Genomic DNA, 15,440 nt, shown 5'->3' on the forward strand with positions numbered 1-15,440 from the left:
TCTGCTAAGATAAGTAAGTCTGCAAAATAGTTTAGCCTTAGTCTACTAATTTGAATAATTGATAGCATCTTCAAAGCAATAATTTATAAAAACAGGGAGTGGTAAAAAATCTCCCTAAATGAAATTGAAACTATTAATACCGACCGCTGTATTTCTTCTCGCCTGTAGTTCCCCTAATGAGCCCGAATTAGTACCCAATATTGCCGATAGCACATCACTACGAGACGCCTACAAAGACGATTTCTATATCGGTGTAGCCTTAAACACTAGACAAATTTTAGAAGAGGATGCCAGTCAGGCTTCATTAATTGCCTCACAATTTAGCAGTGTTACTGCTGAAAACGTGATGAAGTCGAGCCAAATACATCCTTCTAAAGACGTTTATAATTTTGATGTTCCTGATAAATTGGCGGCATTGGCAGAAAAGTACCAAATGGCCTTTCACGGGCATACATTAGTATGGCACAGCCAGCTTTCTTTTTTTATTGCAAACATAACAGACGCCACTGAAATGTCCACTGCTCTTAGCGAGCATATAGCGGCGGTGGCGGGTAGGTATAAAGGGAAAGTTTACAGCTGGGATGTGGTAAACGAGGCCGTAGAAGATGATGGTTCATTGCGAAAATCTGTTTTTTTAAACACCATGGGCGAAGACTATCTCAGTTTTGCTTTTAAAACCGCGGCGGCTGTAGACCCTGACGCAGATTTGTATTACAATGATTACAGCATGACTGGAGCTCAGAAAAGAGCTGGAGTGATAAAAATGGTAAAGAAGATTCAAGCCAGCGGAGCCAAAATAGACGGTATCGGTATGCAGGGACATTGGAGTTTAGATTATCCGAGTATTCAAGATATAGAAACAAGTATTGTAGCGTACGCCGCCTTGGGTTTAAAAGTGGCCATTACTGAATTGGATATTGATGTATTACCAAACCCTTCTGGCATAAGTGGGGCAGATATTAGCCAAAGTGCGGAATTACAAGACAAATACAACCCATACGTAAACGGCCTTCCCAATAATATTGCAGAAAAGCAAGCCCGACGCTATGCAGAAATCTTCGCTCTTTTCTTAAAACATAAAGATAAAATAGACCGAGTGACTTTTTGGGGTGTAAACGATGGCAATTCTTGGAAAAACAACTTCCCAGTGAAAGGAAGAACCAACTACCCCCTACTTTTCGATAGAAACAACCTACCGAAAAAAGCTTTTGATGCCATCATGGCTCTGAAATAAAGATGTGTACCATAAAAAAGCCGCAAACAATAATTGTTTACGGCCGCACGAAACCAAAACTGATACAAAATATTATTTGACCGTAGGTGGTACTAATAGAAACTCCACATTGTTTGATTTTCTTCTTTCGTCCGAGATAAAGCTCACACCCATAGGGTCAATCAAAATCCTGCCTTTTAGAATATTCTTCTTACTTATAACATCGGCTATTTCCACCGCTCTTTGATGTGCAACAGTTTTGTTCTGCACAACACCCGATGGCTTACCGGCTATAATAACCGTACCGTTTTCAAAAGTATCTAAGGCCTTCACCAGTTTCTTGTATTCTGAAGAACCTTCTTTGGCTTTCGTATCATTTAAACCTAAAAGCTCTGGGTAAGCAAAAGATACAATGAGACCCTTTTTCCCCAAATGTACACTCCCCACCCCATCTAAAAAGGTATTTAATTCCTCTTTTTTTTGCTTCAGCATAGCCATATCCATCGTAACTTTATCAATATCAATGACTTCATAAGCATTATTCACTGTTACATAATTGTCCTTTACAGGCACATTTGAAGAGGTATCTGCTTCAAAACTCATAGCCCACAAGCCATAAAAGGGCACTAAAGCCATTAAGCAGAAAAGTCCGATTGTTTTTTTTATATTTTCCATAATTGTATCGTTTTTACAATTAATGGTAAAATTCTCATTCCGTAGAAGATTGACATTCAAAAAGGGTGGAATGGTTTTTTAGAAATAAAGCGTATCACATAAGCTTGATAGCCATGAAATATTTAATGACCCTAGGCTTTCTAGGATTTACCATAGCAGCACTTAAGACAAAGAGTAGAAAAAAAGATATAAAGAAAAATAGTAGCGAAGCAGAAGTGCTCACTGGATACTGCTTTATTTAAATCTTAAAGTGAGCGAATCAAAAAAAACGTGCAGGCCTATTGGCATGCACGTTTTTACGTTATCCGTTGTCGCTAAACTCTGGGTAAAGTGTCATGCCGCCATCTACATACAGGGTCTCCCCTACCACATAGTCACTTTCTACACTGGCTAGCCATACTGCCGCTTTAGCCACATCTATAGGCTGTCCTATTCTTTTATAAGGTATCAGTTTATTTAATTCTTTCAGATTGGCTGGAGAAGACCACGCCGCCTGATTAATACTGGTTTTGATGGCACCCGGCGAAATGGCGTTTACCCTAATGCCTTCAGGTGCTAATTCTTGGGCCACAGATTTCATGAGCATAGATACGCCACCTTTAGAAGCCGCATAATTGACATGACCTGCCCATGGTATCACATCATGAACGGAGCTCATACAGATAATATTTCCGCGAGCCTCACCCAATTTATGTTCTTGTTTCATAAACTGTTTGGCAGCCAAATTCATGACAATAAACTGACCCGTAAGATTGACATCTATTACTTTTTGCCATTGTTTCAAGTCCATTTTTAAGAAAGGAGCATCTACTTGTAAACCAGCATTGGCTACTACAATATCCACTCTGCCAAATTTCTGCACTGTCTGCTCAAAAAGTACTTTCATCTGTTCTTCATCAGACACATCTGCCTTGATGGCCAACCCGTCTGTGAGCAGCTTAATTTCTGCCAAAACCTCCAATGCCTCTTCTTCAGAAGAACGATAATTTACGATGACATTGGCACCTTTCCTTGCCATTTCTAATGCAATCGCCTTTCCAATTCCACTGCTACTACCGGTAACAATGGCCGTTTTGTTTTTGAGTGTCATCTTATTACGATTTAAAAATCAAGAAATTATTTCTGAACTTCCAATTTGGCCTCTTGAGCCTCCTCTTTTGCTTTGGCTTGCTTTCTAAAATACCTTCTAAAGAATATGCTATGCTTTAAAGCTTCTAAGTTTTCGTCTAATTTTTCTGAACCCGATGCCACATTATCCAGCGTAGTTTTTAAGTTGTCGCCCGAAGCTTTATCATTTAAAAGCACACCTAAAGTACTGTTCTTATTGTTCGTAATATTATTGGTGATTTGATTAACGTCCTTTCTAACGTCTGTCACTAATAAATTAGCCTCAGAAAGCGTAGACTTCAGGGCATCAGTACCTGTCATAAGATTATCGGTAGACTTCTCCAATGCTGGCATTATGGTGGTATTATGTGTCAGCTGATATGGTAATGCATTAGGATTGCTTAAATCTCCTGAAAATTTATTAAGGTTTTTAGCAAAACCCTGGGCGTCTGTAGCCATGGCCTGCAGTTTAGCCACCGTTTGGTTTACACTATTATAAAGCTGGTCATCTTTTAAGAGCTTTCCTATGGAGCCCTGCCCCTCAGAAATACCACTCATAATTCCTTTTAAATCTTCTGTGATGGCAAGAATATTCTTATTGTTTTCTTGAAGGGTTTTAATCATGTCTTGCTGCGAATCTTCCTTGCTCACTTTAAACCTATGTCCACTTTCTATCATCCCAGATTTAACATCTCCTGCACTAATCACCAAAATAGGATTTCCAATTAAACCGTCTGTGCTAATTTTAACGTCGGCGTCTTTATAAATATACTTTTGAGATTTCTCTTCAATCTCAAAAGTAACCTCCACTCCTTTTCCAGGAATAAACTCTAGGTCTGCCACAGTCCCTACTTTTACACCAGAAAACCACACATTGTTTCCTTTGTTTAGTCCGGCCACGTCTTCAAAGACCGCTACCGCAGGTATTGTCTGGACAAAAATCTTTCTCATATTACTTATCAGCAATACTACTCCAGCAAAAATTATCAAGCCTATCAGCATAAAAAGGCCCACTTTAGCATTTCTCTTAGTCGTCTCCATTTTTCTTTTTTTTATAGGATTACTTCGTTCCTGATGAAATTGTAATCGTAAAATTGTTTAATTTCTTCTTCTGCGTTTGTATTAAAAATATCTTCAAAATTTCCAGTTCGATCAAATCTACCATCCAATAATACCGCTACCGTATCTGCCGTCTGTTTGGCACAGGTAAGATCATGGGTAATAATGATAGAGCTCGATTTATATTCTCTTTTGACCTGATTCATAAGGTCGTTAATTTCTACACAAGTAATGGGGTCTAGTCCCGCCGTAGGTTCATCATAAAGAATGACCTCAGGGTTCATCACAATGGTTCTGGCTATGCCAATTCTCTTCTTTTGACCTCCAGAAAGCTCCGCTGGCATTTGATCTTTGGTTTGCTCCAAACCTACCGCCTCCAGTACCCTATCTACCCTTTTATTGATTTCGGCCTGAGTTATTCTTTTCAGGGCATATTTCAATGGAAACTCAATATTTTCTTTGATGCTCATACTGTCATACAAAGCGGAACTTTGAAAACAGAAACCAATTTTCAATCGCAGTTCCAGAAGCTCTTCTTTTGTAATTCTGGTCATGTCATAACCCAATACATTCACTTTTCCGGCATCGGGTTTTATTAAACCCGCAATAATTTTAATCAATACAGATTTACCAGAACCAGATTTACCCAATACCACCAAATTCTCCCCATTGACCAGAGATAGGTCAGCATTTTCTAGCACCTTCAAACTCCCGAATGCCTTATATAACCCGCTTATCGATATTACTTCGTTTTTCATCTTATCGAGTTTGTTACTTGAACTACAAATATTTCTATAATAAAAATCAAGAAAATAGACCTAACTACCGCGGTATTGGCCGCTTTCCCTACCCCTAATGTGCCTTTTTCAGCATTAAAACCACTGTAACAACTCACCATACCTATGGTAAAACCAAAAAGGATGGCTTTAATTAAAGCAGAGGTAATATCCAAGAAAACGATACTATCAAAAGCCGCTAACAAATAGGCTGTAAAGTTAGTCTGCTCATTCATATTCACATTGATAAAGGAACCCAAAAGAGCCACAGCAGCGGTATAAAACGACAAAATAGGAATGGTGATGGTGGTAGCTAAAACCCGAGTAACCACCAAAAAACTAAATGGATTTACGGCGGAAACCTCCATGGCGTCTATTTGCTCTGTCACTTTCATACTACCAAGCTCTGCTCCAATATTAGAACCCACCTTACCAGCGGCAATGATGGAAGTAACCAAGGGAGCCAATGCTCTTACAATAGCAATGGCTACCAAACTAGGCAGCCAAGATGTAGCACCAAACTCCTGAAGCGAGGGTCTAGACTGCTGGGTAAAAACCAAGCCCGTCACAAAACCCGTTAAGCTAATCAATGGTAAAGATTTTAAGCCCACCTGATAGCATTGGTTCATAAATTCCGACCAAACCAAATTACCAGAACCCAGCTCTTTAAAAAATCTAAAAACGAAATCCAACCCGCTTTTAAATTCTGAAAGTCGTTTGTCTAGTTTCTCCGTTAAGAAGGTTTCTTTCTGCGGTTTAGATTTGCTCATTATTGTTTTTGCGTCTTAGAATACATATACACATACAAGGATAATTAAAAGTTCGTACCGTGCCATAAAGTGTAGAGATAAATCTACATGCAAAGATACGAGGAAGTTACTAAAAAAGCCGCCTATGGAAATTCCATAGACGGCTTGCTTAAACTAAAACGCGAAAAAGTTAATCTAGATTTTTCCGTTCAATTTCCAGCTGTAGTCGGCATACTTAAAGTCTTTCATTTTCTTATCTATCTTATCATCAGAATACTTATTAATCCATTCCGTAATGGACATCTCTCTTTCGAAATCTTTTTTATACCACTTAAACAAAGGACTTATGGTTACCTCATTAGCGTTAATTTTATTTTTGGCCTCATTATTAAAGAAATATGTCGCTTCCTCATCTAGTTGCTTATCCAATTTCTTGGCAGTATAAGCCTCATTTCTAAGTCTAGGACAAGATTCTGCAGCACAAACCAGTGCAAAATGATATCGTGGATCTTTTTTAAAGTCCTTTCTTAATATACCGTGTTCAATGTTATTTAGATCATATTTGTCTCCTTCTATCTCAATAAATTTGATATCCCAAGGTGTATTTATAAAGGGCACCTGATTTTTGGGTCCAATATCTTTAATACTGGTAATGCCTTTATCGGCATTATCCAAAATCAATTTTACGGTGAAAGCGTTATATGCATTTATCCAATAAGCCATTTTTTCGTCGTCCGACCAGTTTTTTGCGGGAGCGTTTGCCGAAATATCAGCCAAATACCCGTCTAGTTTTTCTTTGTCTTTCATCATGCCTTTATAGTCTACCTCGCCGCTTTTGCTTACATGATCTTTCAACAGCTTATCCCATGCAGAGCTGTCGGAGACTTTACCGTCTTCTTTTTCTTTTCTGTTTACATTTTTAGATTCCTCTGTTCCAGCAGCCTCAGAAGTAGCTGCGGCCTCTACTGTATTGGTCTCTTCCGCTTTGTTGGTACTTTGGCATGACACTGCACCTGCTGCAATTAATAAGGTTATAAGTAACTTTTTCATTTCTTAGCTTTGATATAGATTTAAAATGCACTGTAGCATTCATTCTACAAGCTTAAATTCTTATTCCTGTGGAAAAGCCTCCACGATTTCTCATGATTCAGCAGTGAAACACATATCTAAAAACAGAACTAACTGATTTGAAACGTCTTACAAAAACGCCATTAAGCATGGTTTCTACGGAGTAATTGTTTAACCCGGTTTAGGCATTGGAGAATCGTAATGAGTTTTAAAGTGGAATAAATCAGACATTTAAACGATATTATCATAGCGGTTTACCCTGAGTTTTTTATCGAAGGGTTCTGGTGATGGAGTTTAAATGGGTGTAGCCTATGCTGAGCTTGACGAAGTAAACTGATTAGAAGTATTTTAGCTTCAGTCCCGATAAAACTATAAGGAGATTTTCTAATGAATAAAACGGGTTGAATGATTGTCCTTTGATGGATATCATACTGGAATGTTCAAAGGGCGGTCAAAGAAGGCCAAAAGTCTTATCTAGCTACAGCTCAACCTAGGAGACTCGTCACCTGCTCCAAAGAATTTATGCTGAGCTTTGCAAAGTGCCGAAGTTTGACTGGCTTTGCCAAAGACTGCCAACTTCGCTGCATTAGAGCCTAATTGTTAGCAGCATGCCTTTTTATTTTTCGCTGCTCTCATAAAAGTATTCACCAAATTCCGTAATTCTTATTTCTGTTGAGTCATTCACTTGATGTTTAAACTCTTCCAAAGGTTTATTGCCCCCTTCATTGTCAAACAGCTTAAATCCTTCGTAAGCGTCTGCTCGAAAAACGTCAAGTTTTAAAGACTTATACCCATTAATTAAGTTTTTGGTGGATTGCATACTTTTTAAAGTCATAGTATTTCATATCGTTTTTACTTCAATTCTTCATCAGGATTTTTTTCAGAAAGAAGTGCTTTTATTTCATATCCTGCTTCTTCAATCGGATTAACTATAAAAGGTTCTGGTCGGCATTGATTCAAGAAGACAGAATAACAATGATAAACAATTCTTCATCAATCACTTGTAAGACGGTATAATGATAAGTCAAGGTTAAAACAATTACAATTCCTGCTGTTTTGAAATGCTTATATTTTTTTGCAGAAGCCCAATACTATAAGATTCCTTGTTTATGTTTTCATGTCATCATTTTAGCTTTTAAGTCTTCTGCTCTTTGTCGCCCTGCTTTATAATGTGGGTCTAATGCTATTGCTTTGTCAAGATAAATCAATGATTGGGCTTTATTTTTACCACTTTGCCATTGATTTGCCCAAGCCCAAAACACAAAACTCATAATTTTACAATTGGCAAACTCACTGTTTACAAGCTGTTTGTCAATAATAGATTGCATATCAATTTTGGCAAATTTCCTTTTTGAAAAGAAAAACCAAGGTAAATTTTCTGCAACGCTTCCTCTTAAAAATTCTGGGGAATAACTCACATCACCATACTTTTGAATACTCTCATCAAAAAGTTTAAAAGCACGGCCCAATAAACCCAACTTCATCGTTTCTCCACCAAGCAAAGAAAGTGCTGATGCTCTATAAGATGTAATAAATGGCAATAACTCAATTGTTACATTTGGGTCAAGGTACAAATCACTCAAAATATCATAACTTTTTTTTGAGTATCCCTTGAAACTCGTTTTCGCCAAGAACCCAAGATTTAGAGCAGTTTCGTGGTAGATAATCCCAAGACGAACTTTGTTTATTTCTGTTGGTTCTTTTTGAAATTGTTCTTTAACCTCTTTGAGTTTTACTTTCAATGCCACCGTGTCAATAATTTCCATAACATCGTCTAATTGATGTTCAAGGGTTTGCACTTTTGAAAAGTCCAATTGCTGTGCTTTTAAGTCATTTGTGATTATCATTGCTGTAATAATTAAAGTGAATAATTTGCATTTCATTTTTAACCTGTTCAGATGAGATACAAAAGTGCTATGACAAGGCTTCTACAGACGATGACTTAAGTTAAGATTTTTGTTTGCTATATATTCTCTTTTGAATTCTACTTAAACTCTCTTGACTCACACCCAAAAAGTTAGCTATATATTTTTGTGGAACTCTTTGAAACAGGTCTGGCTGCTTCAGTAATAAATTTTTAAACCTTTCTTCTGGTTTTTCAGATGATAATGACATTGCAATTTCTGTTGCTCTCTGGGCGACTTGTTCTGCCATCAGCCGGCCAAAGGTCTCATATCTAGTGCATTCATGGTAAAGTTTGTGAAGGTTTTCTTTTCGTATCATAAAAACTGTTGTGTCTTCCATAGCCTGCAAGTTCATTATGCAAGAAGTATGCTGTGTAAAGCTCTGAAAATCAGTTACCCAAGAATTTTCAAAAGAGATATCACAGGTCTTTTCGATTCCTTCTTTAATATGAAAATGTCTGATAGTGCCTCTGGCTATAAAACCAATGAAATTGCAAACCTTTCCGTACTGAAGTAAAAAGTCTTTTTTCCTAAGCATATTGAGTTCGAAATACTTGTCTATAAGACTTAGTTCATTGTCAGTCAGAGGTACAAAAGTGTTACAATATATTTTTAGTTTGTTGAACATTTTGTTAAGATATAATTTACTGCTTAGGGTTGTCTATTACAATGACTGCTAATGCTTAGTATAGGAAAAGTAGGCGTTTTCGAAGCACTAAATTTTCGAATAAGCACAAAGTTTGATACGAGTAAAGTGCATCGATTTATGACTATTACACCTATTTCTCAGATAAACGGTTACCCGCTGGTTTTATTCTTTTTTAGTTCCTGAAGCAACAAACACATCTCCTTTTTTAAAAGTATTGTTGAGTTTGAAATTTATTACTTTATTCTCCAAATATTGATACAAAGGTCGATTGATTTCTCCTTTCCCAATCCACTTAATAAAACTGCCTCTCAGACTAGGTTTGTCAATATACCAGTCCATTATTACTATTTTCCCATTTGGTTTTAGCAATGAAATAAGGTTAACAATTACCTTTTCCCATTCAGGAAATCCGGAAAGTCCTAAATCACATAGAATAGAATCAAATTTTAAATCTTGTTTGATATTTACACTAATCCATTCTGTATTAATTTTAGTAGCATCCGCGGTAAAAAGCTGAATGTTTTCCCATTCGTTTTTGTCGATTTTATTCTGTGCTCTTTCAAGCATACCTTCAGATAAATCTATTCCAATAATTGTTCCCGTATTTGAAAGATAATGTTGGTAATACTCGAAGTTTTGTCCAGTTCCACACGGAATATTCAAGACATTTTGATTCTTGTCCAAATTCAGTTCTTTTATAGCTAAGTCTCTCGGTTTGCTGTAATAAGATTTGGAAGAAATCAAATCGTATATTTTTGCAATTCTGTCATAATATCTTATCGCTTTTCCCTGCTTTTGTTTAGTGTCATTCATTATTTTTGGTTTGCAGGTATTGTTGATTATAAGAGTAGTAGCTAATTGCATGGCACTTTCCTGTTAAGTTACACAAAAGTTGAATCTGGCTACAACCCTTGAATTTACTACGTTTCGGCTATTTTTTTATACATTTTTTACCTGTGTATTTTTCAAGTGCTTCAAATATCATTAAATCCACTTCTTGTTTGTAGGCTTTTTACTCAAGTCGTTTAAGGCGTTAAATTCTTCTCTTGCCATCATTTTTTTACAGCTCATTACTGTTATAGATTGTTGGTGCGGTATTTAGTAATAATAATGAAATTAACATCGTTGATAAAAGTATCATTATTGGTTTATTCCCAATAGAAGTAAAGAACCTTCTTTTTTTAATGTCAGTTTTCTTTTGAACTTTATCTACAATCCTACTACAAATAGATAGAATAGTAAAAAATCCAGAAAACATGATGATGTATAAAACGATTAAGACAAACTTGGAATAATCTAAATAAAGGAGAATAGAGAGAATTGTTAACAGAATCATAGAAGTTGTAAGGAACAGTAAGACTTTATTATAAGTACTATTCTGCTTTATTAGAATTTCATTGTCAATTCCTATTCTATTAAACAATTTCTTTGCTATCGGTGTCTTTGGGGATATCAATGCAAATACTCCGGCAAAAGCACTTAGTCCTGATAATAGTTCGAGCATATTAATTCAATTTGTTTACTATCGTGGAGCTAACCATTGGATATAGTTAACGCTGTTATGCAAATAACCTTTTTTAAGAGATAAAAACGATTACAGCTATAAATTGATTATTCGGTCAGACGAGTAACATAGAGCGTGCTTAAAATACAGATGTAAAACCCTCTAATAGGTGGTCAAATACCGCCAAACGCTATACTTAACAACTCATCATATGCTCCAAAGAATCATTTTGTTTCACTCGCCTGAAATGAAATATCCAATTGCTGCACTTTTGGGTATATTTCTGGTGTAAGTGTAAAGAAGATATTTATAACTCCATTTTCTGCTTGCACCTTGAAACGCCCTCTTAGTTGATTATTGGGTTCTACCTCGTTTGTGGTTTGAATAGCTCCAGCCTTATTAAATATCTCTTGTGTTTCAGAAATACGAAACGCACGTGATTTATCCATATAAAAGTTTTCGGCTAAAAGATTCGTTTCAAGTTCCGGATTCCAATTCTGGATCAATTCTATGATCTGCTCTTGCCTTTCTATTAAAATATCGGATACAGGCAGCTGTCTGGGCATTAATCCAATTTTTTCAAACAACAATTCTCCAATTTTTTTTCTAGGATAAGCAGTGGTATAAGTAAGATTACAGAAAGCCATAATACCAATCCCATATTCAGGATAAAATCGATAATCGCTACCAAAGCCAGGAAGTGCTCCACCGTGACCCACCTGTTTTAAACCATTACAAAAAGTGGTAATGCCTAGTCCAAAGCCATATCCGGAAATTACGGCACAAGGTTCGCCACTAAAGTCAGTATCTTTCGCATTCAGCTCCGCATATTGTGGTGTTTGCATTTCCCGAAGAGTACTCCTTTTAACCGGTCCGGTTTCTTTATCATTTCTTGGAGGCCAGGCAGAAAGATGAAAACTTATATATTTTCTAAAATCATCTATTGAAGTTATCAATCCACCCATGGCACCATAGGCTCCATCATGAAGCATTGGTTCTAACTTCCATTGTTTCTCTTCCCAGCGGTATCCCATTACCAATTGCTCTTTATCCACACTATCATATTCCCAATAAGTGTGCTCCATGCCTAATGGCTCTAAGATATTGGTCTTAATATATTCTTGGAATGGAACACCTGAAACCCTTGACACAATACTACCTAAGAGGGCGTATCCTGTGTTACTATACTCATATTTATAAGAGGAAGAATTAGAAAAGGATACGCCTTCTTCCATAAGATCAATCAACATTTTATCTGATTCATTTAATTGACGATCACCCCATGGATTGTCTTCTGGAAATCCAGCAGTCATTGTTAAGAGGTTTCCAATGGTAATAATAGGGGCATCTTTAGTTAGGTATTTGAGCTTAGCCATTTCAGGAATATATTGGCTGGCAGGATTACTCAAATCCAATTTCCCCTCATCTCTAAGTTTCATAATAGCCATGGCTGTAAAACTTTTAGTCATAGATGCAATTCGAAAAGCTGATAATGGCGTAGCAAGAGTTTTTTTCTCCAGGTTTATAAACCCTGTGGCAGATGAAAATACTAACTCGTTGTCAACAACAATACCGTAAGCAATACCAGGTATATTATTTGCCTTGGCATGTTCTTCTATTAACTTATTTAACTCAGGAGCAAGCTGCTTAATCTTTTCTATTCGATCATCTTGCGTAAAAACTGGTGCTTTATAGGATGATAAATAAGCGTGAGACGAACTATTTGGTTTTTTATTGTTTGTTAGTTTTGCATTGCAAGAGAAAAGGATTGTTGCTAAACAAAAACAGGCATATAAATTCTTCATTAATAGTATTTTAATTAGTATATCACGATTCTTTAAACCCAGTATCTATAACCTCCAACACGTGGATGATTTACATATTGTTAGTTTTTATTTTTCAATGTGGCTCTATATTCGGCAGTTGACTTTTCAAAGTCTCTAATTGTACCTTTTACTCTAAACTTATATAGCCATCGGAAAATAATCCCAAGTCCTTTGCTCGCTCTTTCTTCATTAGCAACCCTTCCTCTCGGGTGATCCATAAAGCTTAGGATACCCTGTTTCACAGTTTGCTTTTCAGCATAAAATTCTATGCGTTTTATGTGTTTTAGATTTTTGTAGCCATAATGGTCTGGAGCAACAATCCTGATTGGTGCTCCATGCTCCAAACTGAGTGGTTGATCATCAAGTTTATCAGCAAGCAAGACATTTTGTTGCATCAAATCCCTTAGTGGCAAACTAGTTTTATATCCATCTTGAGCCTTAAGCACCACGAAAGTTATTTCTTTTGACACTTTAGGTAAGATAAATGCTGCGTAAAAATCATTGAACCTATACCCACTCCAGTTGAGATTCAACTTACTCCAAGTTGTTACACAATGAAAATCTGAAACCTGATTTGTTCTTGGGAGCAAAATCAATTCTTCAGATATCTCAAATTCCTCCAAATCGCCTCCAATCGAAAACCTTATTTTATCTACTTCTTTAGGGAAACGATTGGCATATGTTGGAAGTCCGAATCTCGGGAAGATATCTGATGCTCTCTGGCCTGGTGGTAAGGTTTTCATAAGTGAAATTGTTCTTACAATTAATCTAAATATTCTTTCAATATATCCAAAAAAAAATCAAGTATACTTCCGCCAGTCCATATGCCCCTTAGAGTGGTGTCTGTCATTTTTTCTTACTCGAAGTTAACGGCTTCATTTTAAAAGTCGCGGAGTTTTCACACTAATTTTATGGATTACGACCAGATTCTTACTAGCTGACTATATTTGAATTAAGCACTAAAACGCTATTTTTCATGTGCCTTATTGGGAGGTAGTTTTTATTCCCTCTTATATGTCGAATTTGTCGTTGTTCCGTCTGGGTTTATAAATTCGAAATTATAATTTCCTTTGTTATCCCAACCATAATTTATCGTATAAATAGTCGATTCAACCTCATATTTCAAGCTGTATTCTTTAGGTTTCGGATTCTTAAAATCAATAATTTTAGCACCACGTAGCGGTCTTAAATCAGGTCGAACTCCTCTAGTTTTTGCTTGTGGCATAATTTCATTTTCTGGTGCTTTAGTTCTTGGATTGAATTCAACTTTCCCTTTCATAGCTGCTATGAGATAGGGATATTCTTTAACTGCGTGATATTGATATGAACTGTCTGTAGTAAAACGTCCAAGATTTTCGTCTAATGGCTCTTTAGTTTCTCCGTAAACAGGAAAACCATCTAAAGCATACGCTATCGGTTTGTCATTACCTACTTTAGACTGTAAGTGCGTAGGAGGTAAATGATAATGATAATCATCAGCTCTTCCACAATGTCCGCCCCATTTGTCTAATTCTCCAATGGCGTTTGCATCTTCGCCACGATTGTTTAAAGGGTTAAAAATTGGTATTCCATTCGCAGAAATAGCAATGGCTCCTTTCATAAAATTATCTTTTGTCGATAGCGGGTTTACAGCTAATTCAGGTTGCAAAGGAATTGCCCAAGCATTATTACCTGAATAATCGTGATTAATAGGAACTTGTTGTTGCCAATTGGTTATGCCTGTCATCATTTCGTGTTCAGGTATTCCGTTTGATTCTATGTAGAAATATTTATTATCGAAGCGTGTAGTAACTTTGTCAAAAACGCCAAAAATAGATTTTAAATATGAAACGTCATTTTTTGCCATTGGGATACCTTTTGATGAAGGATTGGTTTTACAACCCATAATAACAAAAGCAAATCCGATTAAACTTAAAGCAAAAATTTCAGAGTCGTTCTTTTTCCTAAACTTGAAGAATGAAAACATTATCAAGGCAATACCAAAATAAATTAGAATTTTAGCATAGTTTATTGAAAATAATTGAGGCTTTGTTTGTGAAGTGTTTTTGTTACTAATCCAATTTGCCTTATTTAAAATATACTGTTGCTCTTTACTTGTAAAGTCTGAAATATTGAAGATGACAACTTTGTGCTTATCATTCATTAGATACACGCTTTCGTCAATTTTTTCAATGAATTCAGCTTTTAAATTCATTTCACTATTTGTAAAATGCCAAACTTTCGTTGGTGAACCGTGCCCGCCTTCGTGAGCAGAAGCTTGAAAGGATAAAAACAGAACTGTTAATAGGAATACTATCTTTTTCATTAATTAGAATCTATAAAAGTTAAAGTTGTTATGTCAATTATGTTATCATCAGAAATGCCTTTCATAAATGTGTTTAAGTCAACAGCAAGAGAATTAGATTCAGGAAGGGATTCTGGTGTTTCTGACAATGCAAATAGAGCAATAGTATACTTATGTTCCCCGTGTCCGCGAGAACAAGGTGAGGTATAAGAAATGGCTGTTCCATCTTTATTAGATCCCATATACCAGCTAGGGTTGTTAGCCATTTTATAGGGAATTTCAGACACAGAAGGGTTGATACCCCATAGAATCAAATATGAATTTATTTCTGATTTATCATCCTTTTTTGGGTAGTGATACATCACAATAGCTAAAGATTTTGTGCCTTCAGGTACATTAGACCAAGATAGTGGGATAGAATTTTCTACACCAGCTACTTTTTCTTCACACTTAAAAGCTTTTAATAATTTCCCATCAGCTACAGCCTTACTATTCAATTTAAAATCAGGATGGATGGTTTTAAAATCATCATATTTATAAGAAGAAACTTCTTTGTTATAGGTACAAGAATTCCCTAAAAACAAAGTCATCATTGCGATAATAAATACTAGACTTTTTCTCATTTC

The 15,440-nt window shown here is 36.2% G+C and carries 16 protein-coding genes; 1 reads left to right on the forward strand and 15 read right to left on the reverse strand.

The genetic code is table 11. From position 1 onward, the window contains the following. Positions 1 to 118 precede the first annotated feature (118 nt). Complete coding sequence (locus ACSBFT_RS12320) at positions 119 to 1,234, forward strand: endo-1,4-beta-xylanase (RefSeq protein WP_489600849.1); 1,116 nt, start codon at positions 119 to 121, stop codon at positions 1,232 to 1,234. A 72-nt stretch (positions 1,235 to 1,306) separates the two neighbouring features. Here the strand turns inward: ACSBFT_RS12320 and ACSBFT_RS12325 are convergent, their stop codons facing one another. From ACSBFT_RS12325 to ACSBFT_RS12395, 15 genes are all read right to left on the reverse strand, one after another. Next, entirely contained in the window at positions 1,307 to 1,888 is a 582-nt protein-coding gene (locus tag ACSBFT_RS12325) for a hypothetical protein (RefSeq protein WP_489600850.1), read from the reverse strand. A gap of 301 nt (positions 1,889 to 2,189) precedes the next feature. Further along, entirely contained in the window at positions 2,190 to 2,978 is a 789-nt protein-coding gene (locus ACSBFT_RS12330) for a glucose 1-dehydrogenase (protein WP_489600851.1), read from the reverse strand. Positions 2,979 to 3,004: 26 nt separating this feature from the next. Further along, complete coding sequence (locus ACSBFT_RS12335; protein ID WP_463048085.1) at positions 3,005 to 4,036, reverse strand: MlaD family protein; 1,032 nt, start codon at positions 4,034 to 4,036, stop codon at positions 3,005 to 3,007. 11 nt (positions 4,037 to 4,047) lie between these two features. Further along, positions 4,048 to 4,812 (reverse strand): ABC transporter ATP-binding protein, encoded by a 765-nt coding sequence (locus ACSBFT_RS12340; RefSeq protein WP_463048086.1) that lies wholly within the window; start codon positions 4,810 to 4,812, stop codon positions 4,048 to 4,050. Beyond that, a complete protein-coding gene (locus tag ACSBFT_RS12345) occupies positions 4,809 to 5,600 on the reverse strand; it encodes an MlaE family ABC transporter permease (protein ID WP_489600852.1) in 792 nt (263 codons plus the stop codon). The genes ACSBFT_RS12340 and ACSBFT_RS12345 overlap by 4 nt, the downstream gene beginning before the upstream one ends. 174 nt (positions 5,601 to 5,774) lie before the next feature. After that, positions 5,775 to 6,629: a DUF547 domain-containing protein gene (locus ACSBFT_RS12350; RefSeq protein ID WP_489600853.1), complete on the reverse strand. Its 855-nt coding sequence runs from the start codon at positions 6,627 to 6,629 to the stop codon at positions 5,775 to 5,777. Positions 6,630 to 7,263: 634 nt separating this feature from the next. Then, positions 7,264 to 7,482 (reverse strand): hypothetical protein, encoded by a 219-nt coding sequence (locus ACSBFT_RS12355; RefSeq protein WP_489600854.1) that lies wholly within the window; start codon positions 7,480 to 7,482, stop codon positions 7,264 to 7,266. Between the two features lie 280 nt (positions 7,483 to 7,762). Next, positions 7,763 to 8,494 carry a hypothetical protein gene (locus ACSBFT_RS12360; protein WP_489600855.1) on the reverse strand — a complete coding sequence of 244 codons (732 nt, stop codon included), beginning with the start codon at positions 8,492 to 8,494 and terminating at the stop codon, positions 7,763 to 7,765. A 100-nt stretch (positions 8,495 to 8,594) separates the two neighbouring features. Further along, positions 8,595 to 9,179 carry a Crp/Fnr family transcriptional regulator gene (locus ACSBFT_RS12365; protein ID WP_489600856.1) on the reverse strand — a complete coding sequence of 195 codons (585 nt, stop codon included), beginning with the start codon at positions 9,177 to 9,179 and terminating at the stop codon, positions 8,595 to 8,597. Positions 9,180 to 9,362: 183 nt separating this feature from the next. Further along, positions 9,363 to 10,064: a class I SAM-dependent methyltransferase gene (locus ACSBFT_RS12370; RefSeq protein ID WP_489600857.1), complete on the reverse strand. Its 702-nt coding sequence runs from the start codon at positions 10,062 to 10,064 to the stop codon at positions 9,363 to 9,365. 196 nt (positions 10,065 to 10,260) lie between these two features. After that, a complete protein-coding gene (locus ACSBFT_RS12375; RefSeq protein ID WP_489600858.1) occupies positions 10,261 to 10,704 on the reverse strand; it encodes a hypothetical protein in 444 nt (147 codons plus the stop codon). Between the two features lie 224 nt (positions 10,705 to 10,928). Further along, positions 10,929 to 12,509: a serine hydrolase domain-containing protein gene (locus ACSBFT_RS12380; RefSeq protein ID WP_489600859.1), complete on the reverse strand. Its 1,581-nt coding sequence runs from the start codon at positions 12,507 to 12,509 to the stop codon at positions 10,929 to 10,931. Positions 12,510 to 12,589: 80 nt separating this feature from the next. Continuing rightward, entirely contained in the window at positions 12,590 to 13,273 is a 684-nt protein-coding gene (locus ACSBFT_RS12385) for a molybdopterin-dependent oxidoreductase (protein WP_489600860.1), read from the reverse strand. 257 nt (positions 13,274 to 13,530) lie between these two features. After that, positions 13,531 to 14,835, reverse strand: a complete 1,305-nt coding sequence (locus ACSBFT_RS12390; RefSeq protein ID WP_489600861.1) for a YHYH protein — start codon at positions 14,833 to 14,835, stop codon at positions 13,531 to 13,533. Beyond that, a complete protein-coding gene (locus tag ACSBFT_RS12395; protein ID WP_489600862.1) occupies positions 14,835 to 15,437 on the reverse strand; it encodes a YbhB/YbcL family Raf kinase inhibitor-like protein in 603 nt (200 codons plus the stop codon). The genes ACSBFT_RS12390 and ACSBFT_RS12395 overlap by 1 nt, the downstream gene beginning before the upstream one ends. Between the last annotated feature and the right edge of the window lie 3 nt (positions 15,438 to 15,440).

It is taken from the genome of Arcticibacterium sp. SM2516, assembly GCF_057914865.1.

Coding starts and splice junctions, on each gene's coding strand:
- ACSBFT_RS12320 (WP_489600849.1), top strand. CDS start 119: ATGAAATTGAAACTATTAATACCGACCGCTGTATTTCTTCTCGCCTGT.
- ACSBFT_RS12345 (WP_489600852.1), bottom strand. CDS start 5,600: ATGAGCAAATCTAAACCGCAGAAAGAAACCTTCTTAACGGAGAAACTA.
- ACSBFT_RS12380 (WP_489600859.1), bottom strand. CDS start 12,509: ATGAAGAATTTATATGCCTGTTTTTGTTTAGCAACAATCCTTTTCTCT.
- ACSBFT_RS12350 (WP_489600853.1), bottom strand. CDS start 6,629: ATGAAAAAGTTACTTATAACCTTATTAATTGCAGCAGGTGCAGTGTCA.
- ACSBFT_RS12365 (WP_489600856.1), bottom strand. CDS start 9,179: ATGTTCAACAAACTAAAAATATATTGTAACACTTTTGTACCTCTGACT.
- ACSBFT_RS12335 (WP_463048085.1), bottom strand. CDS start 4,036: ATGGAGACGACTAAGAGAAATGCTAAAGTGGGCCTTTTTATGCTGATA.
- ACSBFT_RS12370 (WP_489600857.1), bottom strand. CDS start 10,064: ATGCAATTAGCTACTACTCTTATAATCAACAATACCTGCAAACCAAAA.
- ACSBFT_RS12385 (WP_489600860.1), bottom strand. CDS start 13,273: ATGAAAACCTTACCACCAGGCCAGAGAGCATCAGATATCTTCCCGAGA.
- ACSBFT_RS12340 (WP_463048086.1), bottom strand. CDS start 4,812: ATGAAAAACGAAGTAATATCGATAAGCGGGTTATATAAGGCATTCGGG.
- ACSBFT_RS12330 (WP_489600851.1), bottom strand. CDS start 2,978: ATGACACTCAAAAACAAAACGGCCATTGTTACCGGTAGTAGCAGTGGA.
- ACSBFT_RS12355 (WP_489600854.1), bottom strand. CDS start 7,482: ATGACTTTAAAAAGTATGCAATCCACCAAAAACTTAATTAATGGGTAT.
- ACSBFT_RS12395 (WP_489600862.1), bottom strand. CDS start 15,437: ATGAGAAAAAGTCTAGTATTTATTATCGCAATGATGACTTTGTTTTTA.
- ACSBFT_RS12375 (WP_489600858.1), bottom strand. CDS start 10,704: ATGCTCGAACTATTATCAGGACTAAGTGCTTTTGCCGGAGTATTTGCA.
- ACSBFT_RS12325 (WP_489600850.1), bottom strand. CDS start 1,888: ATGGAAAATATAAAAAAAACAATCGGACTTTTCTGCTTAATGGCTTTA.
- ACSBFT_RS12390 (WP_489600861.1), bottom strand. CDS start 14,835: ATGAAAAAGATAGTATTCCTATTAACAGTTCTGTTTTTATCCTTTCAA.
- ACSBFT_RS12360 (WP_489600855.1), bottom strand. CDS start 8,494: ATGATAATCACAAATGACTTAAAAGCACAGCAATTGGACTTTTCAAAA.